Origin of the sequence: Streptomyces sp. NPDC091280 (genome assembly GCF_044768565.1) — a bacterium.
In the GTDB taxonomy this organism is placed as follows: Bacteria; Actinomycetota; Actinomycetes; order Streptomycetales; family Streptomycetaceae; genus Streptomyces.
In genome coordinates this window covers 466,520-492,365 of record NZ_JBIVUZ010000008.1, presented here as the reverse complement: position 1 = coordinate 492,365, position 25,846 = coordinate 466,520, and the positions used below count along the sequence as shown (strand labels likewise).

The window sequence follows — 25,846 nt, the reverse complement described above, 5'->3', positions numbered from 1 at the left end:
CGCCGTCAGGTCGCCAAGGCGCGGGCGGCGCGGACGAGGGCGCTGTTGTCCGCCGCCAGGGTGCCGTCGGGAAGGTGAACGCCGTCCTCGAAGCCGATGCGTGTCTGGTGGCCGTCCTCCAGCGCGGCACGCAACACGGGCCAGGTCGTGCTTCCTTCGCCGTGGTAGAGGAGGGGGCAGGTCACCCCGGCGGCACGGATGCGCGAGGCCATCGCCCGCGCGTGCGTGACGGCCGCGGCGGGTTCCGTGTCCATCGGCTCGATGAGGATGCGTACGTTGTCGTGGAGCGTCGGTGAGGCGAGCAGCGCGGGGATGTCGTCGAGGCTCCACACCGCGCTCTCCAGGTCCATGCCGCGAGCCAACACCAGGGACGCGGTGGCGGCGGCGTCCTCCTCGCTGAAGGCGACGGAGGCGAAGTCGGGCAGCACCTCCCATGCCTTGACCAGTGCGTACCGTTCCTCGGGACCCGAGCAGGTCCACAGGCCGGTGGTGGTTCCGAGGGTCGCGCCGGGCGCCGCGGACCGGACTTCGCGCAGCACCTCGGCCAGGGCGGCGGGCTCGATGGTCTGGCCGCCGTCCGGGGTGCGGACGTGCAGGTGCACCACGTCGGCACCGGCGGCGATCACGGCCACGGTGTCCGCGGCGAGTTCCCGCGGGGTGACGGGGACCGCGGGGTGCTCGGTCTTGCTGAGTCCGCCGTTGACGGCTGCCTTGAGGAACACGGGATCTTCCTTGTCGGGTACGGGAGTTGGTGTGCGGGAGTTGGTGTGCAGGAATGGCTGGTGGACGGTCGTCGGGGGTGGACGGTCGTCGGCTACGAGTGTTCCGCCGCGGCCAGCAGCTTCGTCACCGTCGCGGTGGCCCCGGTGAGTTCCCCGAGGGGCTGCCCCGCGTACAGCTCGGCCACGAGCGAGGGTTCTTCGGCGTCGTCGAGGAGTGCCTCGTCGAGTACGGCGGCGAGGCGGGCGGCGGGGGCGATCAGCAGTCCGTTGGCGTCGCCCAGGACCAGGTCACCGGGGCCGACCGGTATCCCGCCGCAGCTGACGGGCGCGTTGACACTGCCGTCGGGGATGCCGTGCAGTTTGGTGGTCAGCAGCGAGGTGCCGTACGCGTAGACCGGTAGGGCGAGTTCGCGCAGTGCGTCGATGTCCGTGCAGACGCCGTCCACGACGGCACCGGCCGCCCCGCGCGCGGCGAGGGCGTTGACGACGACCTCGCCGAGGGGCGCGTGCCGGCGGTCCCCGCCGCAGTCGACGACCACGACGTCGCCGGGGCCGACCAGGCTCGCGGTGTGGTGCAGCAGGGTGGAGTCGGTGGGCGTGATGCGTACGGTCACCGCCCGGCCGACGAGCCGGCCCGCTCCGGCCACCCGTCGCAGCCCCGGGTCGCAGAAGCCCTCCTCCAGGTAGTGGCCGAGGGTGGGGAAGTCGACCTGGGCGAGACGGGCCGCCAACCGGGCGTCGAGCGGCGGGAGTTCGGTCAGGGGGCGAAGATCGAGCGGCATGCTGGTGGTCACCTCGGTCCGATGATGATGCGGCGGTTGCGGAGCACCGGCAGCACGGTGCGGGCGCGGTCGATGCGGTGCTTGTCGGCGTCGATCACGAACAGGGCGCGCTCCTCCTCGCCGAGCGCGCCGCGGACGATGCCCAGCGGATCGACGGCCATGCTCATCCCGATGCAGTCGGGTGTGGTGAGCGAGGCGGCCACCACCCAGCAGGTGTTCTCGATCGCCCTGCCGCGCAGCAGCGTCGTCCAGTGGTCCTCCTTCAGCGGGCCGCGCACCCAGGCGGCCGACACCGACAGGAGATCGGCGCCCATCTCCACCAGGGAGCGGGTGAACTCGGGGAAGCGGATGTCGTAGCAGTTGACGAGCCCGACGTTGAACTCGCCTATGCGCACGACGCAGGGGCCGTCCTCGCCGCGCTGGACCTCGCGGGATTCGCGGTAGTCGAAGGCGTCGTAGAGATGCATCTTGCGGTAGCGGCCGAGGAGTTCGCCCTCGGCGGAGACGGCCGCGATGGTGTTGTAGGGGAGGGCGGCGCCGCTGCCCTCGTAGCCGCCGGCGATGACCGCGGTGCCGTGTGCGGTCGCGATGCGGGACAGGCCTTCGAGGAATTCGGGCCAGTGCTGTTCCGCGATGTCGCGCAGGGGTCGCGTGGCGGCGTCGGAGGGGATCATCGACTCCTCGGGGAAGACCACGAGTTCGGCGCCCGCCGACTGGGCCTCGCCGACCATCTCGTCGATGGTGGCGAGGTTGGCCCCGGTGTCGGCGGTCGGGGCGAACTGGGCTACGGCGACCTTCAAGGCCGTATCTCCTTGCTGTGGGGGTGGGTTACGGGCGTGCGGGTGTGAAGTCGGCCTCCGGTGAGGCGGGTTGTGGTCACTCGGTCAGGAGCCGGGACGCCTGCGGGTCCCAGTGGGCCAGGACCGGACCGCCGGCGGTGAGGCCGGCGGGGGCCGCGCCGTGGCTCTCCGCGACGAAGGTCCCGCCGTCGGCGAGGGCGAGGTGGTAGCGGGTGGCGCTGCCGAGGTAGACGACCTGCTGGAGTGTGGCGGGCAGGACCGCCCGGCCGGCCGGGGGCGCGGAGTCCCCCGTGCCGATGTGGACGTGCTCGGGGCGTACGGCGAGATGGGCCGTGCCGGTGAAGGCTCCGGTCGGCAGCGGCACGGTGCCCAGGCCGTCCACCGCCAGGACGGCGCCGTCCGCCTTTCCGGTGAGGAAGTTGGAGGTGCCGATGAACTCGGCGACGAAGCGCGTGGCCGGCCGCTCGTAGATGTCCTCCGGGGTGCCGACCTGCACGACCCGTCCGCCGTGCATGACCGCGATGCGGTCGGACATCGTCAGGGCCTCCTCCTGGTCGTGGGTGACCGTGACGAAGGTGACCCCGACCTCGCGCTGGATCTTCTTCAGCTCCAGCTGCATCTCGGCCCGCAGCTTCTTGTCGAGGGCACCGAGCGGTTCGTCGAGCAGGAGCAGGGAGGGCCGGCCGATCAGGGCGCGGGCGATGGCCACCCGCTGGCGCTGGCCTCCGGAGAGCTGGGAGACGGCCCGGTCGCCGTAGCCCTCAAGGCGGACCAGGGCCAGGGCCTCGCGGACCGCTTCGGCCCGCTCCTGTTTGGAGTGGGTCCTGCGCACCTTCAGCTCGAAGGCGACGTTGTCGCGTACGTTCAGGTGCGGGAAGAGGGCATAGCTCTGGAAGAGCATGTTGAGGTCCCGCTTGTGCGGCGGGACACCGTGGGCCGGGACGCCGCCGAGCTCGATGGTGCCCTCGGTGGGATCCTCGAAGCCGGTGATCATGCGCATCAGCGTGGTCTTGCCGCAGCCGGACGGGCCGAGGACGGAGAAGAACTCGTTGTCGCGGATGTCGAGCGTGACGTCCCGGACGGCGTGCGTGGCGCCGAACGACTTGCCGATCGCGGTCAGTCTGACGGCCGGCGCATCGGTCTGGGGCGGGGAGACGACGGTCATGGTCAGGACGCCTTCACCTTGGTCCAGCCCTGCTGGAAGTACTGCATCGCCGTGCCCGGGTCGAGGAGGAAGTCGGCCTTGGTGATGGCGGAGTCGGGCGCGTAGATCGCGGGGTTGCTCAGGGCCGCCTTGTCCTTGATGTAGGCGCGGGCGGCCTGGTTGGCGCTGGCCGAGGAGCCGTCGTCGGTGGCCTTCGCGGCGATCTCGGGACGCAGCAGGTAGTTGATGAACTTGTAGGCGGAGGTGGTGTTCTTGGCGCCCTTGGGAATCGCGAGCCCGTCGGTCCAGACGGAACCGCCCTCTTCGGGGATCACGTAGTGGACGTGGGAGTCGGACTGCACGACCTTGGCCATCGCGGTGCCGCTCCACGCCTCGGCCGCGCAGGCCTGGCCGCTGGCGAGCAGTTGGGCGTAGTTGGTGGAGTTGTAGCCCGCGAGGATCTTCTTCTGCTTCTCCAGGGCCGACGTGGCCTCGGCGATCTGGTCCTTGTCGGTGCTGGTGGCGCGGTGCCCGGTGACCTGGAGGCCGGCGATGTACGCGGCCAGCATGTTGTCGAGCATGTACAGCTTGCCCTTGTACTTCGCGTCGAAGAGCGTCTTCCAACTGGTCGCCGACTTCACGCACTTGTCGTTGTAGGCGAAGCCCGTCGTCCCCCAGATCCACGGGACGCTGTACTTGTTGCCCTTGTCGTACGACGGGTCGCGGAACTTCGCGGCCAGGTTGCTGAGGCCCTTGATCTGCGCGTGGTCCAGGGGCTGGATGAGCTTCTGCCCGATGAGCTGCTGCACGGTGTACTGGCTGGGCTCGACCAGGTCGTAGCCGGACGATCCCGAGCTGAGCTTGGCGGTCATCGTCTCGTTGCTGTCGAAGGTGTCGACGGTGACCTTGATGCCGGTCTCCTTCTCGAAGCCCTTCACCACGCTGTCGGGGATCTCCCCGGCCCAGGCGTAGATGTTCAGGTTCTTGCCGCCGCCCGAGGAGGACACGGCGTCGGAGCCGGATCCGCCGCAGGCGGCGGCGAGCAGGGCGGTGCTGGTGACGACGGATGTGGCGAGAAGGGCTCTGGAGAAGGTACGACGAGACATGACAGGGCCTTTCGAGGACGTGCCTGAGGGTGGACGTACGGCCGTGCGGAAGCGGGTGGGGTGCGGGTCAGCCGGGTGTGCGGTCGCCGCCGACCAGGACGCGGCGCAGCTGGCGCAGCCCGGCGCCGAGGATGATCAGGAAGGTGAACAGGACGAGGAGCGTGCCGAGCGCGTTGATCTCGGGGGTGAGCCCGCCCTTGAGCAGGGAGTAGACGCGCAGCGGGAGGGTGGTGGTGCCGACGCCGCTGGTGAAGGTCGACATCACGATGTTGCCGAAGGAGATGGTGAAGCAGAGCAGCCAGGCCGCGACCATCGCCTGCCGCAGCAGCGGGAGGGTCACCCGGCGGAACCGCTGCCAGGCGTCGCAGCCCAGGTCGGCGGCGGCCTCGTCGAGCGCGGGATCGAGGGCGCCGTGCGCGCCGAGGACGATGAGGGCCGCGTACGGCAGGGTCACCACGAGATGTCCGAGGACGAGCGTGGTCAGGCCCAGGTCGGCGCGCAGCTTGCCGAAGACCGACAGGAGGGCCACGCCGAGCACGATCTCGGGGATGATCAGCGGCAGGAACAGACCGCCGGAGAACACCACCCGCAACCGTCGGCCGAGCCGGGCCATGCCCATGGCGGCGAGCAGTCCGCCGGCGGTGGCGAGGGTCGCGGAGGCCACCCCCACCTCGGCGCTGATCCGCAGCGAGGACAGCAGATCCGTGTCGTGCGCGAGGACGCCGTACCAGCGGGTGCTGAACCCGGCCCACTTGTAGGTGACGTCGGAGTCGTTGAAGGACAGCACGACGACGACCACGATCGGCACGTACAGGAAGACGATGACAGCGCGGGCCAGCCAGTTGGTGGCGCGGTCGGGAAGGGACGTCACGAAGCCTTCCTCCTCAGCCGCCCGGCCGCGGTGCCGAACACCGCGAGCGAGGCGATCATCAGCGCCAGCAGGACGACGGAGGCCGCCGCGCCCATGGGCTGGTTCCGGAACTCGGTGTAGAGCGTGACGATGAGGTTGCCGACGAGCTGGTGCTTGCCCCCGCCGAGCAGTACCGGGATCACGAAGACACCGAGTGTGGGCACGAAGGTGAGCAGCGCCGCCGCGAGCAGACCGGGACGGGCGAGCGGCAGCAGGACCTTGGTGTGCACCCGCCACCAGCCGCAGCCCAGGTCACGGGCCGCCTCGCCGAGCGCCGGGTCCACGCCCCGCAGCGAGGCGTACACCGGGAAGATCGCGGTCGGCAGGAAGGCGTAGACGAGCCCGACGAAGGAGGCCCCCTGGCTGGGGATCCACTGGGTCGGCCCGTCGGTCAGGCCGAGCGCGTCGGTGAGGGCGTTCACCGGGCCGCCGGGGCTGAGCAGGTTGATCCAGGCGAAGGTGCGCACCAGGAAGTCGGTCCAGAACGGCACGATGATCAGCAGGAGCAGCAGTCCCTGGCGCTGCGGCGGCCGTCCGGCGAGGTAGTAGGCGACCACGTAGCCGAGCACCAGGCACACGACGGTGTTCAGGGCCGCCATGCCCAGGCTGTAGCCGAACACCTTCAGATAGACCGGGTCCATCAGCTCGTGGTAGTTCGCCAGGGTGAAGCCTCCCTGGATGCCGCCGTACGGGTCGGCGGTCGCGAAGCTGTTCCGCACGACCAGGGCCAGCGGCACCAGCACCAGCGCGCCGATGGTGAGCCCGGCGGGCGCGAGGAGAGCCGCCGTCACCGCCTTGTGCCGCAGCCCGGCCCGCCGTGCGGGGGCCGCGGGCCCGGGCGCGGTGGGCGGCGGCGCGGTCACGGTGTCCGTCACCGCTGCCTCCGCGGCGGCGTGGGAGGGGGTGCGTGCATGTGCTCTGCCTCCTTGGGATCCGGTCGGACGGCCGGCGCGGGTGCCCCGGTCGTCCTGTTTGCGCAACAGCTTCTGCCAGGAGTACGGGAGGTGAACAGGCGCCACGGCATCGAATCGAGTGGAATTGCGTGCCTGGTTCCACTCATCTCGCAGCGGGCCGCCGCAACGGCCCGGATGCGAGGCCGTGCCGGGGCCGGGTGATGATGGAGTGCGACAGAGCGCGGACCGTGGAGGTGTTCACATGATCGACGACCTCGACCGGCAGATCATCGACCAGCTACGGGTCGACGGGCGGCGCTCCTTCGGCGAGATCGGCCGCTCCGTGGGGCTGTCGGAGGCATCCGTGCGCGCCCGCTTCCAGCGGCTCCAGCGCCGGGGGATCATCCAGGTCGTGGGCATGACCGACGCGGTGAAGCTGGGCGAGATGGAGATCCACCTGGCCGTACGCGTCCACCACATCCCGGTGTCACTGGTCGCCCGCGAACTGTCCCGGATGCCGGAGGTGCGCTACGTCGCCTCCTGCGTCGGGCCCTACGACCTGATCACCGATGTGCGCTGCCGGGATCTCGCGCACCTGTCCGAGCTGCTCACCGAACGGGTCCGCCGGGTGAACGGGGTCGCCCACGCGGAGGCGCTGACCGTCCTGGACGTCCTCAAGGACACCTACCTGTGGGCCGGCTTCCGGGAACTGCCCCCGGGACCGGGCGACCGGATCCTCCCCCTGTGATCACTCCCCGGTCTCGCTCTGTCCGACCGCGCTGGTGAGACCGTCCCACGAGTAGTCCTTGAACAGCTCCAGCAACAGCAGGACCTGCACCTTGGACACCCCGGGCAGCATCCGGATGTTGTCCAGGAGCTGCACCAGCTGCGCCTGGTCGCGGCATGTCGCCTCCAGGAAGATGTCCTGGCTCCCGGCGCACAGCGCCACATGGTTGATCATCGCCATGTCCGCGAGGCTCTTGGCGACAGCGCGGGGCGTGAGATCGCGCACCCGGATCATCAGCCGTACGGACTGGTGGCCCAGCGTCAGCGGATTGCACAGCGCCACGATGCGCAGCGCCCCGCTCTCCTGGAGCCGTGCCACGCGCTGGCGCACGGTGGCCTCGGACACTCCGAGATCCCGGGCGAGCGCCGTGTACGGCGTCCGTCCGTCCCGGGTGAGCGTCTGCATGATCTTCTGATCCAGCTCATCGATCACGAAAGGCCTCCTCACCTGAGGATACGTGCCTCCGGCGGGTCCCCGGCGGGCAGGGGGCACGCCGTTCACCTCGCTTACGGAACCGGCGCTCGGCGCGCGGCGGGGGCTCACGGGTGCGGAGGTGTCCGCCGCAGTGAGCGCGAGCGCCGTTGCCGGGCGGTCGGCCGCGGAAAGCATGTCCTCAGCACTGCGGTACTGCGCGTGAGGAGGCATGTGATGTCCAGTGAGTTCCAACGGACCAAGCTCCAGGCCATGTTCGAGGCGTTCGACGCGGACGGCAACGGCTATCTGGAGGAGGCGGACTTCGTGGCGCTGGCGGACCGCTGGGGCCGGCTGCCGCGCGTGCGAGAGGAATCGGCACTGGCGGTGCGCGTGGACGGCGTGCTGAAGGGCTGGTGGCAGCATCTGTCGCAGACCGTGGACACGGACCGGGACGGCCGGATCGACTTGGACGACCTCCTCGCCATGGTGGACCTGCTGCCGACCATCCCCGAAGCCGTCACCGCCACCGCCGACACCATCTTCGACGCGGTCGACGAGAACGCCGACGGGCGTATCTCGCGCGGCGAGCACCAGCGTCTCGTCGACACCTGGCACGGTCGGCCCGTGGAGACCGGCGCGGCCTTCGACCGGCTCGACCAGGACGCCGACGGATACCTCGGCCGCCCCGAGTTCGCCGCCCTGTGGACCCAGTTCTGGACCAGCGACGACCCTGCCGAACCCGGCAACATGATGTGCGGCCCGATCGGCGCCGGGTGAGGAACGGGCCGCCACCCCGGCCGCCCCGCCCCTCCCCGAATCACCGGTCCGCGTTCACGTGCCCAGGCGGATGAGCGCGGCCGTGTCGGCTCGGGGCAGGGTCACGGTGAGGTGGCCTTCGGCGTCGTCCCAGGTGACCTCGGTTCCGGCGTCGGCCGGGAAGAGCACTTCGGGCCGTGGCCGGTTGCCCGCGAGGCGAGGGACGGGAAGCACGCGCCTGTCGTCGGCGGCGTCGGCCGCTGTCCGGTCCGTGCGGCCGGTGGCGTGTTCCATCAGCGGTTTCCGTCGCCACACGGCGAGGTAGGTCGCGTTGTCGGTGTGCAGGCCGTGGGCCAGCCAGTCGGCGTCCCAGGCCGGCAGACCGAGCGGCCAGAAGGGAAGGCCTCGCGCGATGTCCGGGCGGATGCGCTTGTAGACGTCGACAGCCGCGCGCACGAGCGCGGCCCGGGTGTCGTCCATGCGGTCGAGGAAGCCGGAGAGGTGGACCCGGCCCAGCATCGCCGTGGTCATGGTGAAGGCGATGTCGTCGAGGTCGAAGTGCGGTTGGGGATAGGCCCAGACCGCCGCCTGCTCGGGAGTCGCGGCGGTGGCGGCGGACGCCGCGATGGGCGGGTAGCGCCGGTGGTCCTGCTGATCGCTGGTCGACTGGAGCTGGGCGACGGCCAGTTGGGCGTAGTCCATGCGCAGTCCGCCCGAGGAGCAGTTCTCCAGGATCAGGCCGGGGTGTCTGTCCAGGAGGGAGCCGAGCCAGTCGAGGTGGGCGCGGTGGTGCCCGAGCAGCCCCGCGCCCGCGCTCTCGGTGCTGTTCTCGGTGCTGTTCTCCGTGCCGGGTCCGGCGTTGATGTTGTAGTCGAGTTTGAGGTAGCCCACGCCCCACTCCCCCACGATGCGGTCCACGACCCGGTCGAGGTGGCCGCGGGCCGCGGGGTGACGCAGGTCGAGGTGGTGCCGGCCGTGCTCGGTCACCCGGACACCGTTCCTGCGGAAGAACGCCTCGGGCGGCAGGGTCCGGGCCAACGGGCTGCGTACGCCGACGACTTCGGGCTCCAGCCACAGCCCGGGGGTCATGCCCTGCCGCCTGACGGCGTCCAGGACTTCCTGTATGCCGCGCGGGAAACGCCCGGCCGCCGGCTCCCACTCCCCCACCGCGTCCCACCAGCCCTGGGCGTCGTCGTCGTACCAGCCGGCGTCGATGACGAAGACCTCCGCACCCGCGCGACCGGCCGCCTCGACGAGGGGCAGGAGCTTGTCCGTGGTGGGGTCGCCCATCAGGGTGTTCATGTAGTCGTTGTAGATCACCGGGAGCGCCCGGTGATCGGGGTGGTCGCGCCGGATGCGACGGCGGTAGGAGGTGAGTTCGCCGAAGGCCGCGTCCAGGCCACCCGTCGGAACGTGCACGAGAACGCCCGGCACGGTCGTGAACTCCTCGCCCGGGGCGAGCGTCCGCCGCCACTGGTGGTGCGCGTCGTCGGGCCCGAACAGGGCGACGTAGGCGGCGCCTTCGCGCTCGCCGGTCTCGTAGCGCCAGCCCGCGCTGGACTCGATCTGCCACAGCCAGGCGCCCTCGTCGGCGTCGGTGAGGGCGGCGACCGGGAGATGGCGGCCGGTCGACCAGGTGCCCTGCGCGTAGCGCTCGAAGCAGCCGCGTCCGTCATGGCCGTGCGCCGCGCGGTGCAGCGGGACGATCTGGTCCCGGAACGGCGTCCGGCGCCAGCGGCACTCGGCGAGCCAGTCGTTGTCCGCCCAGTGCAGGGTCAGTCCGTCCAGACCGCCGGCCCGGTCGGCGATGCCGCCCAGCGTGAGGGTGGACACGCTCTCCACGTGCAGGGGCGCGTCGCCTTCGTTGAGCAGACGGACCTGCGAGCGCAGAAAACCCGCGCCGGGTACGGAACTCAGCACGACGTCGGCCGCGAGGCCGGTCCGCGGGTCGGTCAGCCGGATCGTGGTCCGCTGCCACGCGCCGTCCATGACCGTCTCGTGGTCGCGGAGCACCAGACGGCTGCCCACGGTCGTGTCGATGAAGCGCTCCCCCGACCACGTCCGTCCATGTCCCGTGAGCACGACCTCGACGAGGGGGACGAGACGGTCCCACGAGTGGTCGGCACCGGCGGTGAGTCTGACCGCTCCGGCGCCGTCCACGACGGCGCGCAGCCCCAGGACCTCGTGCGTCCACAGAGCGGAGCCCGGGGCGAATTCGGCGGCAGCGGCCAAGGTGTTCCCTCTTCCCGATTCTTGACGCTCATGGTGTGACCGGTCACAATCCTGGCATGTCTGTGACCGGTCACACAAGGAGTACGACGGCTGCCTCCGACCCCCGAGGAACCCAACGGAAGCCCGCGAGCATCCGTGACGTCGCTCAGGTGGCCGGCGTGTCGTACCAGACCGTTTCGAGGGTCATCAACGGTCATCCGAGTGTGAAGGCGGAGACCCGTCGCCGGGTCGAGGAGGCCGTGGAGCAGCTCGGTTTCCGGCGCAACGCCACCGCGTTCGCGCTGGCCAGCGGTGTCACCAGAACGGTCACGGTGCTGACGTCCGACACGGTTCTCTACGGCTATGCCGCCACCCTGCGCGGCCTGGAACAGGCCGCCCGCGCCGCGGGCTACTCGGTCGGCGTGCGGGTGCTGACCCCCGAGGACGACCTGAGCCGGACGATCTCGGCGGCCACCGGGACCGGCGGCGGGATCATGGTCATCGGGTTCGACCGCCTGGGAGCGGCGGCCCTGGACCACGTTCCGTCCGACGCGCCCTGCGTCGCCGCCGTCGAGGCGCCGGCGCCGGGCCGGACGCCGTCCCGTCCGGCCGTGTGGGTCGACGACCGTGCGGCGGCCCGCACCGCCACCGAGTACCTGCTCGGGCTCGGGCACTCCACGGTGCACTACGTGGCGCTCCCGCCGTCCACCGGTTCCAGGCGCTCGGCCGCACCGCGCGCCGAGGGCTGGCGCCAGGCCCTCAAGGACTCGGGGGTCACTCCGCCCCCGCCCACCGGCAGGGGCTGGGACGCGCGGGCGGGCTACGACGCGGGACGCGAACTCGCTCGCGATCCGAGCGTCACGGCGGTCCTGTGCGGCAACGACGACCTGGCGCTGGGCGTCCTCCGCGCCCTGCACCACGCGGGGCGTGCGGTGCCGGGGGACGTCAGCGTCATCGGCTTCGACGACGCTCCGCACTCCGCGTTCGTCACCCCCTCCCTCACCACGGTCCGGCTGGACTTCGGCGGGCTCGGCCGCGCCGCCTTCGATCTCCTGCGCGCCCAACTGGAGCACGGCCACCAGCCGTTGGACGCGGCACCCGACGACCCTGAACTCGTACGACGGGAGAGCACGGGCGCCCGGCGGGCGTGACCGGCGCCGTCGACGGGCGAAGGCGCGGGCACGGTTGTTCAACTTCACTTGTGCTGCGCGGAGTTGAGAAGAGCCGTGGTGGGGATCGGCTTGTCCAGCATGGCGCAGATCGCGGCGTTCAGCAGGGCCTCGGTGGCGGCGGCGGGCTTGGGGGCGGCGATTCCGAAGATGGTCGGGACGTGGACCGAGACGGTGCGTCGGCCCGTGGCGTCGGTGTAGTCCCAGCTGGAGTAGCCGGGGGCCTGCCCGTCGTGGCCCCAGACCGCGCCGCAGGGGGTGACCTTGCGCTCCAGGCCGAGGCCGTAGCGGTTCGGGTTGCCGCTCTCCTCCGCGACGGTGGTCTTCATCTCCTTGAGCTGGGCGAGCGGCAGGAGCCTGCCGGACATCAGGGCGGTGTCGAAGCGGGCCCAGTCCCGCGCGGAGGAGACCATGCTCCCGGCGGCCCACTCCGTGTTCTCGTTGATCCAGGTGGCGTCGATGTAGCCGGCCGGCCGGGTGGGGCCGACGAACGCCGTCCCGGCGGGGATGCCCGGCCAGAGCAGCGGGGCGAGGCGAGCGGCGTCGGGTTCGTAGCCGTGGGCGAGGCGGGGGCTCCTGGTCCGGTCGGAGGCGTTGACCAGGTAGGTGTTCTTGAGCCCCAGTGGCCTGGCGATCCGCTCCTGGATCAGGTCGCTCAGGCGCTGTCCGGTGACCTTCTCGGCGACCAGGCCGAGCGCGATGTAGCCGGTGTTGCTGTAGGAGTAGCGCGTTCCGGGCGGGAACAGCGGGTCGTGCCGGACGCCCGCGGCGAGCAGTTCCTCGGGGGGCCACCGCCGGGTGTTCTGACCGGTGAACGTCTTCAGGACGTCGGGGTCGCCGGGGATGATGTTGTAGAGGCCGCTGGTGTGGTCGAGCAGCATCCGGAGAGTGATCGCGGAGCCGTTCGGGACGAGACCGGGCAGCCACTTCTCGACCGGGTCGGTCAGCTGGAGCCGTTGTTCGGCGACCAGTTGGAGGATCACGGTGGCGACCATGGTCTTGGTGTTGGAGCCCATGCGGAACTCGTCGTCGGCGGTCAGGGTGTGGTCGGCCCTGGCCCAGGACGCCTGACGGGCGATCACCGTGGGCCGACCACGGCCATTGTCGACCCGTACGAGAGCGCCGGGGGCCCCGGCGCCCACCACCTGCCGGGCGAGCGCCGCCAGTTGGGCCTCTTCGGCGGCCGGGACGCCGAGCCGCGCGGCCGACGTGCGGGTGTTGGTCTGCGCCGCGTCCGCCGCCGTGCAGGCGGTGAGCGTACCCGTCAGTGCCGTGGCCAGGGCCAGCGTCAGGTACGCCCGCCAAGTGGGGCGCGGGGAAAGGATGTTGCGGGACATGGAGTGTCCTTCCGGATCGGGAGCCTGGGCCGTTCGCGAGGGAGGAAGGGCAAGGGGAGCTGCCGTGCGCGGCCTGCCGCACCCCGCCTTCCGACGGCACCAGCCTTCCGGCGACGGGGACGCGGAACACTGGGGCTGGGTCCCGGCGATGGTGGAGGTAACCCCAGTGCGCCGACTCGGTTCGGCGGGACATCATCGATGTCCGGCATGACGATGGAGCGGGATGACCTACACCGGTGAGCGCCAAATTCCTTACGGCGGCGGCGAGTTGCAGGAACGACGTCACTCGTCCCGGGCGGCCGGGCTGCGGGCCGCGCTCGCGCTGCGGGTGGGCCTGCTGGGTTGGTCGTTCGCGCTGCTGCTCGGTTCGGTCCTGGGGTTCGTCCTGCTCACGGTCTGGACCACCTCGCTGGCAGTCGTGGCCCTCTGGGTCGGCATCCCGCTGACCCTGCTGTCGACCGTCCTGGTGCGCGGGCTGGCCGACCTGCACCGCCGATGGGCGGCCGACCGGATCGGTGAACCGGTCGCTCGGCCCTACTCGCCTCTCCCCGAGGGCAGTTGGCCGGTACGGCTGTGGGCGGTCCTGCGCGATCCGGCGACCTGGCGGGACTGGGCCTGGCTGGCGGTCAACTCGATCACCGGGTGGTTCACCTGCGGGCTGTCGTTCCTGCTCTTCGCCTGCGGGGTCTTCTGCCTCAGCTATCCGCTGGTGTTCGCGCTGACCCCTCCCGCGGTGTTCCGCACACCGCTGGGCAACGGCTTTCGGCTGCACAGCGTCCAGGAGTCGTTCGCCATGGTGCCGTTCGGCCCGCTGTTCCTGCTGCTGTGGTACACCACGGCCGTACGGCTGGCGAACCTGGACGCTCTGCTGATCCGCGCCCTCCTCGCACCCACCACACAGGCTCAACTACGGGCGCGAGTCGCGCAGTTGGCTGCCTCGCGGGCCGAGACCGTCGACGTCCAGGCGGGTGAACTGCGCCGCATCGAACGCGACCTGCACGACGGCGCGCAGGCGCGGCTGGTGTCGCTGGGCATGAGCCTGGGTCTGGCCGAGCAGCTCCTGCCCCAAAACCCGCAGGCCGTCGCGGAGTTGCTGGCCGAGGCCCGCGCGTCGACGGCCGGCGCCCTGACCGAACTGCGGGACCTGGTGCGCGGCATCCATCCGCCGGTGCTCGCGGACCGCGGCCTGGACGGCGCCCTGAAAGCCCTGGCACTGGCCAACCCGATCCCGACGACGGTGGTCACCCGCCTGCCCGGACGGCTGCCCGCGCCGGTCGAGTCCGCGGCCTACTTCGCCGTCGCCGAGGCCCTGACGAACGCCATCAAGCACGCCGGGGCCCAACGCGTCGAGATCAGCGTGGAGTTCACGCCGTACCCCGGTACGACAGCGGGGTCGCTGACGATGCGGGTGCGGGACGACGGCCGTGGCGGCGCGGCAGTCGACGCAGGTACTGGACTGCGGGGCATCGCCCGGCGCCTGTCGGCCTTCGACGGCACTCTGACCGTCGACAGCCCGCCCGGCGGACCCACCGAGATAAGGATGTCCCTGTCGTGCGCGTCGTCATAGCCGAAGACCTCGCCCTGCTGCGCGAGGGCCTGATCAGAATCTTCCGGGCCAACGGCTTCGAGGTCGTCGACGCCGTCGACAACGGCCCTTCCCTCATCCGGACGTTGACCACCCACCGGCCCGACGTCGCGGTCGTCGACGTACGACTGCCCCCGACCTTCACCGACGAGGGCCTGCGCGCCGCCATCGACGCGCGCGGGCGGATCCCCGCCCTGCCCGTCGTGGTCCTCTCCCAGTACGTCGAGCAGCTGTACGCACGGGAGTTGCTGTCGGACCGCGCCGGGGCGGTGGGTTATCTGCTCAAGGACCGGGTGATGGCCGTCGACCAGTTCCTCGCCAACGTGCGGCAGGTCGCCGCCGGCAGCACGGTCATGGACCCCGATGCGGTCGCCGCGCTCCTCACCCACCGCTCGACGGACCCACTCCTGCTGCGACTGACCCCGCGCGAACACGAGGTGCTCTCCCTGATGGCCGAGGGCCGCACCAACGCCGCCATCGCCGGCCGGATGTTCGTCAGCGAGAAGACGGTCAGCAAGCACAGCAACAACATCTTCACCAAGCTCGGCCTCGAACCCTCCGAGGACGACCACCGCCGGATCCTGGCGGTACTGGCCTACCTGGACGGCTGAACCACCAGCGCCACCACCACGGAGCCGCGGGCGTCGGCCCGCCCGGCAAGGTGCCGACCACATCATTGCCCATCGGTGTGCAATTATGGCGTGGCTCCCGCCCCGACTGAGGCTCTGACATGAAGGAACGAGGCCGTCCCCATGCGTTCACCCGCACCCTGGCGGCGCCGCGCGATCGTCGCCGCCGTATCCCTGGTGGCACTGCTGGTGGGCGCCGTCGGCGTCGACCGAGTCGCCGCGGCGCGCGCGGAGAGCCGTACGGCCGAGGCGTTCCAGAACGGTATGCACACGCCCCAGCGGCCTTCGGTGCGCGTCGACGGCTTTCCGGTACTGACGCAGCTGGCCCGGGGCAGCCTGCGGCATGTCGACATCACCGCGCACGACATCCCGGCGAGCGGAACGACCCGGCCGTTGCCCGTGACCGAGCTGACCGTCGCCCTCGACGGACTGAAGACCTCGGGGAACGCCGACGAGGCCCACGCGACCAGCGTCGACGCGACCGCCTTCCTGTCGTACGCCGACATGTCCACCGCGCTCGGCACGACCGTCTCCCAGGGCAGGACACCGGGACGGGTCGACGTCACCGTCGGCCTGCCCCTGGTCGGTGACGTGACCGTGAGCACGAAGGTCTCGGCGGCCTCGGGCAACCGCATCGCCTTCACCGATCTCCGCGTCACCCAGGGCGAGTTGATCCCTCCCGTGAAGGCACTGGTCACCAAGGCCCTGAAGGAACCCGTCCCCCTCCGGAACATCCCCGAGGGACTGCGCCTCCAGTCGATCACCACCACGCCGAGCGGGATCAGGGCGCACTTCGCCGGCAGGGCGGTCACCTTCCGGCCGAGCGCGTCGGCCGCATGATCCGCACAGGGCCGTGAACACCCCGCCCGGCAGCGAACGCCATGTGGTTCTGCGGGCCACGTCAGGTGACCGGCTGCCGGCCGATCCGCGCGTACACGTCCGGACGCCGTGACCGGAACACCAGGGCGAGGACGATCCCGGCGAGGAAGACCCCCCAGACGATCACCTGCAAGGTGACCGCCGTCCCGCGATGGCCTCCGGTCAGGAGGACGAAGTTGGTGAGGGCCAGGTAGAGCGTCGCGCCCAGGGCCGCGGTGGCCAGCGCGGGAGCGACCACGGTGTGCCAACGCGTCGAGTCGTCGGCCGTCCCGCGCGACCGGTGGAAGAACACGAGAACGGCCAGGCTGGTCAGGAACATCAGCACGAGGATGGGGAAGCCGCCGGCCCCGGTCAGCCAGGCGTACGCCGTCGCCGGGTCGCTGCCGGTGAAGGCGAGCACAGCGACGACGAAGAGGGCGCTCACCACGAGGGAACTGACGTAGGGCGATCCATGACGCGGGTGCACGCGGCCCAGGCACGACGGCAACGCCCGGTCGGTGCCCAAGGAGTACCCGTACCGGGCGATGATGTTCTGGCACGAGAGCACCCCTGCGAACACCGATGTCACCACCAGTACCGAGATCACGTCCCGTGCCCACGTTCCTACGAAGCGCCCCATGGCGTCCGAGAACATGCCCGGTGGGTCGGTGGTGGCCACCTGCGTGGCGTGCGCCGTGCCGTAGGCGACAACCAGCAGCCACGTGACGACGATGTAGAAGACGCCCATGGAGAGCACGGCCAGATAGGTCGCCCGGGGGATCGTCCGCCGCGGCTCCCTGGTCTCCTCACGGAAGATCGCCGTGGCCTCGAAGCCTATGAAGGTGATCACGGCGAAGAGCATGGCGACCCCCACCGCTCCCGACCTGAACGAGTGGAAGGCGAACGGGGTGAGCGGGCGCCCCTGCGGGCCTCCCCGGACGGCGACGGCCAGGTCGAAGATCAGGACCACGACGATCTCCAGCACCATCGCCGCCGACAGCACCTTGGCGGACACGTCGATCCGGAAGTAGCCGAAGATCCCGGCGACCACGACGAGGGCCAGCGAGTACGACCACCAGGGCGACGACGGGCCGCCGAACGAGTTGACGACCATGCCGTTGGCGACGATCCCGAAGAAGAGGGAGACGCCCACACCGATCATGAAGTACCCGAGGACGGCGAGGAGGCTCGCGGCCAGGCCGACCGCCCGGCCCAGACCGGCGGTGATGTAGGCGTAGAAGGCGCCGGGGTTGGGGAGTTGGCGGCCCATCGTGGTGTAGCCGACGGAGAAGACCAGCAGCACCAGGGTCGCCGCGACGAAGGCCAGCGGCGCTCCGGGGCCCGCCGAGCCGATGACCAGCGGTATCACGCCCACGACGCTGGCCAGCGGAGCCGCGAAGGCCAGGACGGTGAAGGCGACCTCGACGACACCCATGCGCCCCTGGAGCTGGGGGCTCGCCCCTTCGAGGGGGCCGACCTGTGAGGCTGTCCCTGTCGGCTCGGCTGTCCCTGTCGACGTGAAGGCAGTTTCGTCACTCATGTCATGACCTTGGATTCATCCCGTGGATCGGGGCTCAGAGGCGGTGGACGACGAGGAAGAGCCGCTGGAACGGAAAGAGGGTGCGACCGTCCGGCAGAGGCGGATAGGCCTCGCGCAGGCGTGCCAGGTAGACAGTGCGGAACGCGGCGAACTCGGCGGAGGTGAGTCCGTCGATGACGGGCCGCAGCCCGGCGGCCTCGACCCAGGCCCACACCGGATCGGGGCCGGTCAGGACGTGCAGATACTCAGTGGTCCAGATGTCCGCTTCCGTGTCCGGGCCGGCCAGCAGGTCGTAGTAGCCCGCCGCGTCCGACGTGTGCCGTCGGCACAGCGACCGGCGCAGACCGGGATCGCCCAGTGGTGTACCGCCCGGCCCGCCGTCCTCCAGCGTCTTCGTCATCAGCCGGAACCACGGTGTGTAGTGGAACACCGGCATCTGTGCGGCCAGCACGCCGCGTGGAGCGAGGGCGCGGACAGTACGGCGCAGGATGTCGGCGTGGTCGGGGACAAGGTGGAACAGTGAATTGGCGAACACCAGATCGGGACGGTGTCGTGGACGCCAAGAGCTGATCTCCGCCCGGTGCAGTCGTGCGGCGGGCGCGGTCTCGGCGGCGGTGCTCAGCATCTCCGGGGAACTGTCGACGCCGTGCACCTCCGCGTCGGGGAAGCGGTCGGTCAACACGCGCGTGAGCGTCCCCGGGCCGCATCCGAGGTCGTACACGACCGCCGGAGGCGCCCCCAACGGGACGCGGTCCAGCAGGTCCAGCGCCGGGCGCATCCGGTGCTCCGGGAAACGCAGGTACAACTGCGGGTCCCAGCTGACTTCTGACGGACTGTCACCTGTGTCCGTGTGTGTGGTGGTCATTTCCGCTCCTCAGGTCGAGCAGCGGGGACGGAGACCGGTCGGGCGGCGGCACGATCGGCGCCCACTTTGGCCACGGACCGGGAAACGGCGGCCCGCAGGTGTCGCTCGACGACGTCCTGGGCCATCGGCCCGAGCTCTTTCATCGTGCACAACCGCAGCACCTGTTCCTCCCCTCCGGGCAGTGGACGGCCGGTGAGGGTGTTTCCCGAGACGTAGAGACTGGTCAGCGGTGCACCGGCCGCCTCGGCGAGGATCGAGTCGAGTGCCCGGCGGCCGAAGGCGCCACCGGGGACGCGCCGGCGTTCGCCGTCCTGCGGTCCGACGGACAGGTTGAGGATGTTCAGGTCCGGGGCGAAGCAGCTGGTGACCTCGGAGTCCGCGTCGTGGCTGTTCGCGAGCGGCCCTGTTCGTCGAGCCGTGGAGAACCGCTGGTGCAGTCGCTGAGCCGTCGCGACGCAGCCGCCAAGCAAGCGGCCGTAGCCCTCGGAATGGAGTCCGATCTGCCGGTGCGCGGCCCATACGGCGGCTGCCGCCGCGCCGGGGCGGCCCCCTTCGAGCGTGTGCGGGCCGAAGGGGACGCGGCTGCCGTCGCCCTGGCCGAAGTACATCGACTCCCGGGCCACGAGGGAGACGGCTCGCCTGTCGCGGAACACCACGCCGCCGCCCGGGTAGGGGCTGTGGCCGCTCTTGTGGGGGTCCACCGTGACCGAATCGGCGCCGGGCAGCGCGCGGAAGGCGGCGTGGACCTCCGGCTTCATGCGGGCGCCGCTGCCGCCCAGGGGACGGTCCTCGAAAGGAGCCATCGTGCCGTCGGGACGCAACCAGAGGCTGCGGCAGTAGCCGCCGAAAGCGGCATCGACATGGACGTAGAACGAGGCGCCGAAACGCCGCTCGCAATCGGCCCGCAACCGCAGGATGGCGTCGAGGTCGTCGACCGCGCCCTCTCCGCTGCTGCCGCACATCGCCACGACGGCCAGGATCGGCTGCCCGTTCGCCAGCAGGTCGCGCACTCGTCCGCCCAGTGCCCGTACGTCCACTCTGTGCGCCGGCGTCAGTTCCACTTTCTCGACATCGTCGGGGGCCAGGCCGAGCAGGTCGGCGCACCTGTCCCAGGTGTAGTGGGCGCTGCGGGCGAGCAGCAGGGTGCCCGAGGTGTTCGCCCGCCGCCGCTGCTCGGCGGCCAGTCGCCCCACCTCGGGGAGCAGCCCGCGCGCGGAGAGTGCCTCGACGAGATCCAGCACTTGGGGTACCGGCAGGTTGGCGAGCACCGACGGGGAGCGGCCGGAGACGAGGTCGGCCGCGGCGGGGTGGGTCGCGGCTGCCTGGGGCACGCTGCGCAGGTTGCGGGCGATCCACATGGCTTCGAGGTTGGCCGAGGTGCCTCCCGACGACAGGTGCGCCCAGCCGGTGCCGGGCCGGTAGCCGATCAGACGGCAGAGGTCCGCGGAGACCTCGTGCTCCAGTTCGGTGGTCACCGGGGCGGTCTCCGGTGTGACGTTGTTGGGGTTGTAGAGCATCGCGCAGAGGTGGGCGAGGCTCGCCGCCACGGGGATGTCCGGCGTCATGTGGGCCAGGTACAGCGGTGAGGGGAAGGGTGTCGCCCGGTGCGCGAGGCGCCCGGACAGCTCGCGCAGCAGACCCGCGACGGCGTCCATGTCCCCGGGCCCCGCGGTGTGATCCGCCACGGTGTCGTGCGTGGGGTCGAGGAGAGCCGGTGCGGCGGCTCCGGCACACCGCGCGTGCCACCGGTAGTAGTCGTCTACGACTTGCAGCAGCAGGTTCGTGAACTCCTCACGGTTCTCCGGGTGCGGAAACAGTCCCCCGCCCGAGTGCGTGTGCCGCATCGGCCCTCCTTTCCCGTGTCGGCCGGTCAGTGCACCATGTGGGCGGAGATGCGGTCGAAGAGCAGATCGATCTGGTCCCAGGCCTGGCCACAGACCTGCATGAGGTGCGGGAACTGCGCGGCGGACAGTCCCCTGAGGTAGTCCTGGCCCAGTTCGCGGTGATCCTCGTCCACCTCGGAATGGAGATCGAAGTAGGAGGTGCCGGCCGTGTCCTCCTGGACGAAGGCCACGCCGGTGCGTTCGCCGAAGACCTGGCAGCACGTCTCGACGGCCATGTGGACGATGACGATCTTCGACGCCTCGTCCGCTCCGTGCATCTGCATCACGAACCAGTTGCCGACGGCTTCCAGCACGGGGTCGTAGACGGTGTCGGTGACGCCGTGCTTCTCCTTGAGCAGGAGGTCGTGTCCGAACTCCTCGCGCAGATGGCCCGCGTAGACCTCGCGCAACCCCGGATCGGCGCAGGTCGCCTGCCGTGCGTAGAGCATGCGCTGGAAGTACACGGACCAGACGTAGAGGGCGGACACGAAGCGGTCGCGCATCGTTCGGTCCCGTCCCACGTGGCCGCCGTCGAACAGGTCGAAGAAGTGGTGGTCGCTGAACTTGCGCAGCCGTTCGGCGTTGTACTCCTCCAGCTTGGCCAGTGGCGCGGAGTCCCCGCTGAACGCGACTCGCGCCGCGTGTTCGTTCTCGTAGAGTCCGCTTCCCTCGAACTGCACGGAGAGTCCGCAGAACTCCTCGCCGGGCCTGGTCACGAAGCCGTGCCGGGCGCCCGGGAGTACGGCGACGGTGTCTCCCTCGGTCAGCTCCTGTTCCTTGTCCCCGAGGAGTCGGACGGAGCCCTTGCAGACAATGATCATCGACTTGATCGGGTGCTGGTGGACGTCCAGTTGCTCACCGTCGGCGAGGCGGACCCAGGAGACCGAGAGGCGGCCGGTCTCCGGGAGGAAGCCGGCCAGCAGGTCGTTGCGCCGGAAGTCCCGCTGCTCGCCGAGCTGGTGGGTGTTGCCGTCGACCACGACGGAGGAGATGTGCCGGATGTCGTTGCGTGCGACGGTCAGGACCGTGGTGTCCAACTTCTGCTCATCGAGGGCGAGTTGATCGGTCACGTGGGTTCACCTTCCTGTGAACGCGAATGGGGCGGAGGGGGGTCGGGGAGTGATGCTTCAGGCGTTCCGCTGGAGCGCGGCGATCAACTGCGCGTTCTCGGAGGGGGATCCGATGGAGATCCGCAGATGGTCGCGCCAGCCTTCCGGCTCGGCCGCCACGGCGATACGGGCATGGTGCAGGCGCGCCGTCACGGATTCCCGGTCGGCGATCCGGACGGTGACGAATCCGGCGTCCGCGAAGACGTCGTACACCTCAGGACAGTCCATGAGGCTTTTCGCCAGCCGGTCGCGTTCGGCCACGCAGGAAGCGATTCTGGACGCGAGGCGTGCGGGTCGGGTCAATTCCGCCGTGGCGGCCTCGGCGACCGGGCCGGGGACCGGAAAGGGCGGTCGTACTTTGCGTATCGCGTCGAGGACGTCAGGTGCTCCGAACAAGGCTCCGAGCCGTAGATTCGCCATGCCCAGGGCCTTCGACATCGACCGCACCGAGATCAGGTTGGGGTGGGCGTGCAGCTTGTGCCGGTGGGACGGCCGGGCGGTGAACTCGGAATAGGTCTCGTCGACGATGACGAACCCGTCGAAGCGATCCAGCAGGCGGTCCAGGTCGCCGGTGTCCAGGCAGGTGCTGGTCGGGTTGTTGGGGTCGCAGAGGAAAATCCCTTTCACCGGAAGCGACAGCAGGCGGTCGACGTCCAGTCGGTCGTGCCGTGCCCCGCCGAGTGCCACACGATGTCGGGCGACGCCGTGCAGTGTCGCCAGCCGCTCGAAGTATCCGAAGCTCGGCCATGTGACCGCCACGGCGTCCCGCCCCGGTTCGAACAGTGCCCGCAGTGTGAGATCAAGTGCTTCCGTGGCACCACGGGTGATCACCACGTCCGCCGGTGAGGCGTGGCGTCCGCCGCCTTCGGTGGCCGGATCGAGGATGTCCAGCGCGCTCAGATAGACGGGAGCGAGGAAATCCGGTGAGTGGTCGGGGTAGCGAAGGTACGGTCCGCCGAAAGGATTCTCGTTGAACCGCAGGTTGATGAATCCGGAGTCTTCGGGGCGCGGCCCTGAAGGGCCCGGCAGGCCCAGGGACTGAATGCGTTCTCGCACAGCACCGACACCTTTGCGGGGAGGGTTCAAACCGTCGCGGTCTGTGCGGATTTCTGGTGGTAGGCGTGCGCCGCGTGGAGGTAGCGGCGCAGATCGGCCAGGCCTTCCGCGGGGGTGAGGCCCTGGAGCGCCATGAGGTTGTCCGGAGGCAGCGCGACGAGTTCGTCGAGCTCTTCGTGAACGCGCCGGGCCCGTTGCTTCGAGTGCTGGGCGACCGTTTCGCTGTCGAGCCAGAACGGGAGGGTCAGGCCGTATTCGTAGGCGGCATCCACTTCGTGCGAGGCGAATTCCGCGATGGCCTCCTCGACGGTCATGGTCTGGATCGGCAGGCGCTTCGGGGTGAACCAGTCGAAGTTCGGGTCGGTGGCGGGCCGGTCCAGGACGGTGTCGGTGACGTGTCGGGCGATGACCGGTGAGCAGTGGAATCCGTCCCGGTAGGTTCCGGTGGCGAAGTGGAGCCCGCGGAGGCTGCTCTCACCGATCAGGGGGAAGCAGTCCAGGGGCATCGGGCGTGCTCCGTGCAGCCATTGGGTGACCTGCGAGGACGCGATCCGCTGGTCGAGGTGCTCGCATATCTGGCGCAGGAACGCGTGGCCGTCGCCGACCCCGGGCCCGTGTGCCGGACGGAGAGTGACCATGTTGTTGGCGCCGATGTACTGCTCGTCCGCTCCGGCCAGGGGCACGAGGTGGAGTCCGCACGATCCGGCGCGGATGGGTGTGCGCAGTACCTCACGGGCGCGGTGGGGGGCCGTGCGCCGGGTGACGAGTGACAGACCGTTGCCGTGCAGCATGGGCGGGGTCTCGCCGGGCGGCAGGACGCTGTCGGCGAGGGCGCTGCTCGTGCTTCCGGCCGCGAGGATGACGGTGCCGGCGCTGAGGGTGCTGCCGTCGGCGAGCCGCACGCCGGCGACCGTGTCGGCGTCGGCCAGGAGTCCCCGCACCGCGGCGGGGACGAGGTGGACGCCGTGGCGGCCTGCCGCTGCCTCCAGCGCGGTGACGACGGCCCGTGCGTCGACGGCGCCTTCGCGGGGCAGGTGCACGGCGTGCGAGGGGCGTGCGGTGGGGCTGGGGTCCAGCCCCTCGATGTCCTGGGGGTCGACCGGCTCGTGCGGCTCGTCGTACTTGATGAGCGCCGCGCGCATGGCGTGGAAGTTCTCCTGGGCGAGATGCCCCGACCTGCCGCTGAGCAGGACGAACGTGCCCTCGGTCCGCGAGGCGCGCAGGGCGGCGGCGTCGTCTCCGATGTCGTCGCAGAGTCGGTCCAGCCATGCGGGCCACTCGTCGAGTGCCTGGCGAGCGATGGTGAATTTGGCTTCGGCGGCGGGGTGTTGATGGGTGTACTTCGTCACCTCGCCGAAGCAGTTCAGCATGGCGCCGGCCGCCACGGACGCGGCGAGGGGGCGTTCCGGAGGGCCGATCACCGCGACTTCGAGCTTCGGTGCCCGGCGCGCGATTTCGACGGCGATCGACAGTCCGAGTACGCCATTCCCCACGACGGCGATATCCATGCTGTTTCGAACGGCCATAAGGCATCTCCCAGAAGTGGTGGAACGACAGAATCAAACTGGGGTATTTCAAAGACCGGCTCGCGGCTGCTCCGTGTATCGTGCCAGGTTGTTTTTCTTGATACTTGTCATCCAGTGCGCGATTTTCTGTCCGTACGCGCCACGTCACCGGAGTCGACGGGCTCTGTCCGCGGTTACGACTTATACGTCGAGTCGTAGCGCACCGACCGGGCAACTTCGAACAGCTTCCCGGACCCGCGATTCATCATCGGTGCCGACCTGGGGCTCCAGTACCACCAGCCGGTCTTCGTCATCGAGCTCGAAGTGGGCAGGTGCCGCGACTTCACACATTCCGTGCCCTTCGCATCGGGCGCGGTCCCATACGATCCGCTTCATTCGGCCACCTGTCCGGCGACAGTGCCGACCACTGCCGGTATGTCTCCCACGAGTTGGGCCCATACTTCTTTCGGGCGCCTCAGCAGGAGGCCGCCGCACTTCTCCCAGGTCGCTCGGTGGCCGGCGGCCATCAGCGGATAGTGATCCATGAGGGCGTCGATCGCCATATACGCCTCCATGCGGGCCAGCGGCGCTCCGAGACAACTGTGAATTCCGCGGCCGAAGGCGACATGCTGCACGGCGACCTGTCGGGTGATGTCGAACTGACGGGCCGTCGATCCCCAGGCGGCCTCGTCGTGGTTGGCCGACTGGATGCTGAGGTAGGCCTTGTGGCCCGCGGCCACCGGACACTCACCGACGACGGTGTCCCGCACCACGGACCGCGTCATGAACTGCGCCGGCGAGTCGAACCGCAGAGACTCCTCTATGGCGTTCCTGAGCAGCGACCGATCGGCGACGACGCGTGCCCAGTCGCCACGCTCCAGGAGCCGGTAGACGCAGTTCGCGATCAACGCACGGGTCGTGTCCGTCGCGGCGGCGAAGAGCTGCCTGAGGTGCATGACGACCTCAAGGTCCGCCATCTCGCGCTCTCCCAGAGCGGCGAAACAGAGGTTGTCCAGGACGTCGTCCCGGCGGTCCTCGGGGTGCTCGCGCCGATCGCGTACCACCCGGCCCATCAGTTCCATCAGCCTGTCGTACTCCGGCATGCTCGTCTCGGGCGCGGGAACCGCCTCGACCAGCGCGTCCGCCAGGACCTCGACCTCGGCCCAGTACTCCTCGGGCAGGCCGATCATGGAGTAGGTCACGGCGGACGGGATGTGCGCGATGTAGTCCCTGTGGAGGTCCACTTCGCCGGAGGGCGGCAGCCCGTCCAGCGCCCTCGCTATGACACGAGCGACGTGCGGACCGAGTGCTCGCAGCTTTTTGGGAGCCATGCTCCTCAGGAGCCGCGACCGAAGTTCCGTGTGCACCGGCGGGTCGAGGTTCGTGATACCGGGAAACGCGTGATCCCGGTCTTCGCGACCGATCGTGAAGTTCCCCCTGTTCGAGAAAGCCGCACTGTCCCTGAACATCGCACGGACATCCGTGTCAGAGGCCACCACAAACAGAACGTCGCTGACCCGGCTGACCGGGCATTCGCGCCGCGCGGCTTCGAGGGCGTCGTCGGGATCGGCCACATGACCCGCATCGTGCGGAGTGAACGGAGTAACACTCTCTTCGGTCACGCGCGTTCCCCTTCCTATGAATGCGAATGGAATGGAGAGAAATCAAGCGGCGGCAGGCGACCGGGGGCCCTTGGACTCCATGAGGTATTTCACCGACCCGGCGCGTGATGCCACACGGGAAGTGATCCCGGACGCGAGTTGTACGGGCCGGTTGATTCCGACG

The 25,846-nt window shown here is 70.1% G+C and carries 24 protein-coding genes; 6 read left to right on the top strand and 18 right to left on the bottom strand.

The genetic code is table 11. The features are described from left to right. Nucleotides 1–5: 5 nt before the first annotated feature. From ACIQPR_RS25940 to ACIQPR_RS25910, 7 genes are all read right to left on the bottom strand, one after another. Nucleotides 6–722: a 3-keto-5-aminohexanoate cleavage protein gene (locus tag ACIQPR_RS25940; RefSeq protein ID WP_403652530.1), complete on the bottom strand. Its 717-nt coding sequence runs from the start codon at nucleotides 720–722 to the stop codon at nucleotides 6–8. A 92-nt stretch (nucleotides 723–814) separates the two neighbouring features. Further along, nucleotides 815–1,504 carry an RraA family protein gene (locus ACIQPR_RS25935; protein WP_403652527.1) on the bottom strand — a complete coding sequence of 230 codons (690 nt, stop codon included), beginning with the start codon at nucleotides 1,502–1,504 and terminating at the stop codon, nucleotides 815–817. 8 nt (nucleotides 1,505–1,512) lie between these two features. Continuing rightward, nucleotides 1,513–2,304 carry a carbon-nitrogen hydrolase family protein gene (locus ACIQPR_RS25930; RefSeq protein ID WP_403652525.1) on the bottom strand — a complete coding sequence of 264 codons (792 nt, stop codon included), beginning with the start codon at nucleotides 2,302–2,304 and terminating at the stop codon, nucleotides 1,513–1,515. Nucleotides 2,305–2,380: 76 nt separating this feature from the next. After that, nucleotides 2,381–3,469: an ABC transporter ATP-binding protein gene (locus ACIQPR_RS25925; protein WP_403652522.1), complete on the bottom strand. Its 1,089-nt coding sequence runs from the start codon at nucleotides 3,467–3,469 to the stop codon at nucleotides 2,381–2,383. Nucleotides 3,470–3,471: 2 nt separating this feature from the next. Beyond that, the gene (locus ACIQPR_RS25920; RefSeq protein ID WP_403652519.1) at nucleotides 3,472–4,554 is read right to left on the bottom strand and encodes a PotD/PotF family extracellular solute-binding protein; all 1,083 of its coding nucleotides are present in this window, start codon (nucleotides 4,552–4,554) and stop codon (nucleotides 3,472–3,474) included. Nucleotides 4,555–4,621: 67 nt separating this feature from the next. Next, the gene (locus tag ACIQPR_RS25915; protein WP_403652517.1) at nucleotides 4,622–5,425 is read right to left on the bottom strand and encodes an ABC transporter permease; all 804 of its coding nucleotides are present in this window, start codon (nucleotides 5,423–5,425) and stop codon (nucleotides 4,622–4,624) included. Next, nucleotides 5,422–6,339 (bottom strand): ABC transporter permease, encoded by a 918-nt coding sequence (locus ACIQPR_RS25910; protein ID WP_403652514.1) that lies wholly within the window; start codon nucleotides 6,337–6,339, stop codon nucleotides 5,422–5,424. The genes ACIQPR_RS25915 and ACIQPR_RS25910 overlap by 4 nt, the downstream gene beginning before the upstream one ends. A 280-nt stretch (nucleotides 6,340–6,619) precedes the next feature. On the opposite strand from ACIQPR_RS25910, the gene ACIQPR_RS25905 reads away from it, so the two are divergent. Then, the gene (locus ACIQPR_RS25905; RefSeq protein WP_403652511.1) at nucleotides 6,620–7,105 is read left to right on the top strand and encodes an Lrp/AsnC family transcriptional regulator; all 486 of its coding nucleotides are present in this window, start codon (nucleotides 6,620–6,622) and stop codon (nucleotides 7,103–7,105) included. Here ACIQPR_RS25905 and ACIQPR_RS25900 read toward each other — a convergent pair whose 3' ends face one another. Next, nucleotides 7,106–7,576, bottom strand: coding sequence for an Lrp/AsnC family transcriptional regulator (locus ACIQPR_RS25900; protein WP_403652509.1), 471 nt, complete (start codon nucleotides 7,574–7,576; stop codon nucleotides 7,106–7,108). 216 nt (nucleotides 7,577–7,792) lie between these two features. Between ACIQPR_RS25900 and ACIQPR_RS25895 the strand changes: the two genes are divergently transcribed. Then, on the top strand, nucleotides 7,793–8,335 hold the full coding sequence (locus ACIQPR_RS25895) for an EF-hand domain-containing protein (protein ID WP_403652506.1): 543 nt from the start codon (nucleotides 7,793–7,795) through the stop codon (nucleotides 8,333–8,335). Nucleotides 8,336–8,389: 54 nt separating this feature from the next. Here the strand turns inward: ACIQPR_RS25895 and ACIQPR_RS25890 are convergent, their stop codons facing one another. Next, the gene (locus ACIQPR_RS25890; RefSeq protein WP_403652504.1) at nucleotides 8,390–10,546 is read right to left on the bottom strand and encodes a glycoside hydrolase family 36 protein; all 2,157 of its coding nucleotides are present in this window, start codon (nucleotides 10,544–10,546) and stop codon (nucleotides 8,390–8,392) included. Nucleotides 10,547–10,581: 35 nt separating this feature from the next. On the opposite strand from ACIQPR_RS25890, the gene ACIQPR_RS25885 reads away from it, so the two are divergent. Next, nucleotides 10,582–11,676 (top strand): LacI family DNA-binding transcriptional regulator, encoded by a 1,095-nt coding sequence (locus ACIQPR_RS25885; RefSeq protein ID WP_403652502.1) that lies wholly within the window; start codon nucleotides 10,582–10,584, stop codon nucleotides 11,674–11,676. 44 nt (nucleotides 11,677–11,720) lie between these two features. On the opposite strand, the gene ACIQPR_RS25880 is transcribed toward ACIQPR_RS25885, so the two are convergent. Then, the gene (locus ACIQPR_RS25880; RefSeq protein WP_403652499.1) at nucleotides 11,721–13,031 is read right to left on the bottom strand and encodes a serine hydrolase domain-containing protein; all 1,311 of its coding nucleotides are present in this window, start codon (nucleotides 13,029–13,031) and stop codon (nucleotides 11,721–11,723) included. Nucleotides 13,032–13,254: 223 nt separating this feature from the next. On the opposite strand from ACIQPR_RS25880, the gene ACIQPR_RS25875 reads away from it, so the two are divergent. From ACIQPR_RS25875 to ACIQPR_RS25865, 3 genes are all read left to right on the top strand, one after another. Continuing rightward, nucleotides 13,255–14,598: a sensor histidine kinase gene (locus ACIQPR_RS25875; RefSeq protein WP_403652497.1), complete on the top strand. Its 1,344-nt coding sequence runs from the start codon at nucleotides 13,255–13,257 to the stop codon at nucleotides 14,596–14,598. Further along, complete coding sequence (locus tag ACIQPR_RS25870) at nucleotides 14,583–15,227, top strand: LuxR C-terminal-related transcriptional regulator (RefSeq protein WP_403652495.1); 645 nt, start codon at nucleotides 14,583–14,585, stop codon at nucleotides 15,225–15,227. The genes ACIQPR_RS25875 and ACIQPR_RS25870 overlap by 16 nt, the downstream gene beginning before the upstream one ends. Before the next feature lie 141 nt (nucleotides 15,228–15,368). Next, nucleotides 15,369–16,085 (top strand): DUF2993 domain-containing protein, encoded by a 717-nt coding sequence (locus ACIQPR_RS25865; protein WP_403652493.1) that lies wholly within the window; start codon nucleotides 15,369–15,371, stop codon nucleotides 16,083–16,085. A 61-nt stretch (nucleotides 16,086–16,146) separates the two neighbouring features. On the opposite strand, the gene ACIQPR_RS25860 is transcribed toward ACIQPR_RS25865, so the two are convergent. The 8 genes from ACIQPR_RS25860 to ACIQPR_RS25825 all read right to left on the bottom strand — a co-directional run bounded on the left by ACIQPR_RS25860 (nucleotide 16,147) and on the right by ACIQPR_RS25825 (nucleotide 25,683). Next, complete coding sequence (locus ACIQPR_RS25860) at nucleotides 16,147–17,643, bottom strand: APC family permease (protein ID WP_403652490.1); 1,497 nt, start codon at nucleotides 17,641–17,643, stop codon at nucleotides 16,147–16,149. A 34-nt stretch (nucleotides 17,644–17,677) separates the two neighbouring features. Next, the gene (locus tag ACIQPR_RS25855) at nucleotides 17,678–18,508 is read right to left on the bottom strand and encodes a methyltransferase (RefSeq protein WP_403652487.1); all 831 of its coding nucleotides are present in this window, start codon (nucleotides 18,506–18,508) and stop codon (nucleotides 17,678–17,680) included. Continuing rightward, the gene (locus ACIQPR_RS25850) at nucleotides 18,505–20,352 is read right to left on the bottom strand and encodes a pyridoxal phosphate-dependent decarboxylase family protein (RefSeq protein WP_403652484.1); all 1,848 of its coding nucleotides are present in this window, start codon (nucleotides 20,350–20,352) and stop codon (nucleotides 18,505–18,507) included. The genes ACIQPR_RS25855 and ACIQPR_RS25850 overlap by 4 nt, the downstream gene beginning before the upstream one ends. Nucleotides 20,353–20,378: 26 nt before the next feature. After that, on the bottom strand, nucleotides 20,379–21,461 hold the full coding sequence (locus tag ACIQPR_RS25845; protein WP_403652482.1) for a cupin domain-containing protein: 1,083 nt from the start codon (nucleotides 21,459–21,461) through the stop codon (nucleotides 20,379–20,381). Nucleotides 21,462–21,518: 57 nt separating this feature from the next. After that, a complete protein-coding gene (locus ACIQPR_RS25840; RefSeq protein WP_403652480.1) occupies nucleotides 21,519–22,556 on the bottom strand; it encodes an aminotransferase class I/II-fold pyridoxal phosphate-dependent enzyme in 1,038 nt (345 codons plus the stop codon). A 26-nt stretch (nucleotides 22,557–22,582) separates the two neighbouring features. Further along, a complete protein-coding gene (locus tag ACIQPR_RS25835) occupies nucleotides 22,583–24,082 on the bottom strand; it encodes an NAD(P)/FAD-dependent oxidoreductase (RefSeq protein WP_403652477.1) in 1,500 nt (499 codons plus the stop codon). Between the two features lie 180 nt (nucleotides 24,083–24,262). After that, nucleotides 24,263–24,457, bottom strand: a complete 195-nt coding sequence (locus ACIQPR_RS25830) for a ferredoxin (protein ID WP_403652474.1) — start codon at nucleotides 24,455–24,457, stop codon at nucleotides 24,263–24,265. Continuing rightward, the gene (locus tag ACIQPR_RS25825) at nucleotides 24,454–25,683 is read right to left on the bottom strand and encodes a cytochrome P450 (protein WP_403652471.1); all 1,230 of its coding nucleotides are present in this window, start codon (nucleotides 25,681–25,683) and stop codon (nucleotides 24,454–24,456) included. Before ACIQPR_RS25825 ends, ACIQPR_RS25830 begins: the two co-directional genes overlap by 4 nt. Nucleotides 25,684–25,846 lie beyond the last annotated feature (163 nt).

What these genes read in the sequence shown, in the direction of transcription:
- ACIQPR_RS25895 (WP_403652506.1), top strand. Translation starts at nt 7,793, where the DNA reads ATGTCCAGTGAGTTCCAACGGACCAAGCTCCAGGCCATGTTCGAGGCG.
- ACIQPR_RS25860 (WP_403652490.1), bottom strand. Translation starts at nt 17,643, where the DNA reads ATGAGTGACGAAACTGCCTTCACGTCGACAGGGACAGCCGAGCCGACA.
- ACIQPR_RS25920 (WP_403652519.1), bottom strand. Translation starts at nt 4,554, where the DNA reads ATGTCTCGTCGTACCTTCTCCAGAGCCCTTCTCGCCACATCCGTCGTC.
- ACIQPR_RS25925 (WP_403652522.1), bottom strand. Translation starts at nt 3,469, where the DNA reads ATGACCGTCGTCTCCCCGCCCCAGACCGATGCGCCGGCCGTCAGACTG.
- ACIQPR_RS25835 (WP_403652477.1), bottom strand. Translation starts at nt 24,082, where the DNA reads ATGGCCGTTCGAAACAGCATGGATATCGCCGTCGTGGGGAATGGCGTA.
- ACIQPR_RS25935 (WP_403652527.1), bottom strand. Translation starts at nt 1,504, where the DNA reads ATGCCGCTCGATCTTCGCCCCCTGACCGAACTCCCGCCGCTCGACGCC.
- ACIQPR_RS25830 (WP_403652474.1), bottom strand. Translation starts at nt 24,457, where the DNA reads ATGAAGCGGATCGTATGGGACCGCGCCCGATGCGAAGGGCACGGAATG.
- ACIQPR_RS25905 (WP_403652511.1), top strand. Translation starts at nt 6,620, where the DNA reads ATGATCGACGACCTCGACCGGCAGATCATCGACCAGCTACGGGTCGAC.
- ACIQPR_RS25850 (WP_403652484.1), bottom strand. Translation starts at nt 20,352, where the DNA reads ATGCGGCACACGCACTCGGGCGGGGGACTGTTTCCGCACCCGGAGAAC.
- ACIQPR_RS25865 (WP_403652493.1), top strand. Translation starts at nt 15,369, where the DNA reads ATGCGTTCACCCGCACCCTGGCGGCGCCGCGCGATCGTCGCCGCCGTA.
- ACIQPR_RS25855 (WP_403652487.1), bottom strand. Translation starts at nt 18,508, where the DNA reads ATGACCACCACACACACGGACACAGGTGACAGTCCGTCAGAAGTCAGC.
- ACIQPR_RS25880 (WP_403652499.1), bottom strand. Translation starts at nt 13,031, where the DNA reads ATGTCCCGCAACATCCTTTCCCCGCGCCCCACTTGGCGGGCGTACCTG.
- ACIQPR_RS25875 (WP_403652497.1), top strand. Translation starts at nt 13,255, where the DNA reads ATGACCTACACCGGTGAGCGCCAAATTCCTTACGGCGGCGGCGAGTTG.